Origin of the sequence: Peribacillus sp. NPDC097225 (genome assembly GCF_044761955.1) — a bacterium.
Lineage (GTDB): Bacteria > Bacillota > Bacilli > Bacillales > DSM-1321 > Peribacillus.
This window is the reverse complement of the sequence record NZ_JBIWDJ010000019.1, coordinates 1-2,343: the sequence shown is the minus strand read 5'-3', so window position 1 is coordinate 2,343 and position 2,343 is coordinate 1. Positions and strand designations below refer to the sequence as shown.

Genomic DNA, 2,343 nt, shown 5'->3' with positions numbered 1-2,343 from the left:
ACTTATTTTTAATCGCTGTGTTTTTCAGCGACCATTTCATCTTATCATTTTCTTTATAAGAAGTCAATAGTTTTTATTGTGTCATTTCTTCTAGCGATTCAGCTATAAGCAATGAAGTTTTGCGTTTGTTTTCTTAGTGCTTATTTATATTAATCCTTTTCAGTTTCAAAGTCAACACATTTAAGTGAAATACCTTATTATAATTTATTAGGATAATAATGTTCCTCCTCCATTGGATAACAAGTACCACTGACAGTACTCTTTAAGGGAAGGATTATCCCTCCACTCTTCATTTATACACAATAAGCTTTCAATGTTAATCAAGGACAATTATTACTTTCTACCATAAAGGGATAGCCTTTTAAATAAGGAGCAAATAATTTCTATATAGAGCCTTAGTCAGATATTACACACCACTCTTGTTACTCTTGCAGATATCATTCTAATATCACAATTATGAAACAAGTAAGCTGACATGAGTCTATATTAATATTAAAGGTCCATATCTAAGGTTAATGGAGAATCCCCTTATTGAACTTATGATAGAGAGCTGCACCACCAGGGGCGTAAATGAAACGAGTTCTCCTAATGTGAATGCTTAATATCCTTACACTCTGATTATACAGCTTAACTTATTAAGCGAATTTAAGTTACTTCTAACTCAAATATAACTCTTAAAACAGTCAGAGGGCATTACCCATTTACATGATACGGTGAAATTAATAACAAACGGTTCGTATTATGTTATAGGCTGTGTTAAAGATAAGGGTTGATTTTCGTAAGGGAATATTGTTTGTGAAATGTTACGCTTAAACTAACGAGGCGGTTTAGTTGAAGAAGGAGGACTTTTTATTAACTTAAAGAATAATAATTATTTTAGATCTATTAAGGGGGATTGTATATGCAATCAACAGACCCTACAACTTTTACAGAATGGGTGCAGCCACATTCGATAGAATGGTATAAACAACTTAGTGACATTCAGGGTAAATACATATATTCTTGGAATTCTACACTAACAGAGCCTAACGGAGAATCAATATTTGATAAAGAAGTAACTAAAATCACAGTTGGAAGGAAAGTATTGGATGTTGGATGTGGACACGGCGAGCTAACAAATGAATGTGGCTCGGTAGCAAAAGAAATAATAGGGTTTGATGTAACAGAAAAGTTCTTACAAGTTAGGCTAAAAGATAAAAAACCAAATGTATCTTTTGTTTTAGGAAATATAAAAAATGGATTGCCTTTTGATGGATGAATTTGATTGTGCATACATAAGGAAAGGTCCTACATCCGCATATCCATACCTTAAGAAAGTTATAAAAAGTGGTGGCAAAATAATTGGTCTCCATCCTGGAGATGAGACAAATTATTACCCCTTTTATTTCCTAACCTCTTTGATTCTTCAATAGGAACTCCAATCTTAAATCTCATTAATCATAGAATTGATATTAGTAAGTTCTCTCATTCTAAGATTGAAGCAATAAATAGTACAGAGTATATTCACTCCCCATTGGATGTTTTAAAATTACGTTGTTTCGGTCAACACCCTTCCATTTATGAAACTTTAAAAGAAAAAAACTTGTATGAAGTATCTAAGATTTTCGAGCAAAATGCCACAAAAGATGGTTTACCTATAACATTTTCTTGTTATATAGTTCGAGCAACTGTTTAATATTTTCTTTTCTGCTTCTTATAGAACTAGCAGAGGCTTTAAAGTTATAAGTCCTGGAGTTGATCTTTTTTTAGAAAATCTAAAAGGAACTGATCTAATAGCCAGTTTTATTGACTATTGCGCGCAGCTCCTCTCAATTTATTATTTTAATTTTAAATTCCAATCATGAAGATTTTGAGTTAGGTCTTTGAAATCTATAATTAATATCATGTTGAATAGAGCGTTATAAATTACTGTTTATATGCTCATTACTTTCATTATTGAGTCTACCTTCATTAATAAAAAATAACCCGCAGTATAAGGGGTACAGATAATATTTAATTTGTTATGTAATATAGACCATCGTTTATAAAAAACACAGCACTTTAAATATGAGAATAAGTTTTTTTTAATATATGAGTGTGTAGAAAGGGATAAAACTTTGGAAGTCCCCTCCACCTTATAACGTAATTTGTAAAACTATTGCTAAAATAAGATATGAATTTAATTCTTTATTTATAGGTAAAGCTCTTTCCCTCTACAAAAGTAACCCATGTTCCATTTTTATTGAGAACACAAAAAAGGCCAGCCTAGTGGCTGACCTTGAAATGGCTTGGCGGCGTCCTACTCTCACAGGGGGAAACCCCCAACTACCATCGGCGCTGAAGAGCTTAACTGCCGTGTTCGGA

General features: G+C 32.4%; 1 protein-coding gene and 1 rRNA gene. One reads left to right on the top strand and one right to left on the bottom strand.

Annotated features, from left to right (window positions below; genetic code table 11):
• The first annotated feature begins 901 nt into the window (after positions 1-901).
• Positions 902-1,258 carry a class I SAM-dependent methyltransferase gene (locus ACIQXH_RS20365; RefSeq protein ID WP_402876142.1) on the top strand — a complete coding sequence of 119 codons (357 nt, stop codon included), beginning with the start codon at positions 902-904 and terminating at the stop codon, positions 1,256-1,258.
• A 1,007-nt stretch (positions 1,259-2,265) separates the two neighbouring features.
• Here the strand turns inward: ACIQXH_RS20365 and rrf are convergent.
• A 5S ribosomal RNA gene (gene rrf, locus ACIQXH_RS20470) occupies positions 2,266-2,343 on the bottom strand; the annotation flags it as partial.

What these genes read in the sequence shown, in the direction of transcription:
- ACIQXH_RS20365 (WP_402876142.1), top strand. Translation starts at nt 902, where the DNA reads ATGCAATCAACAGACCCTACAACTTTTACAGAATGGGTGCAGCCACAT.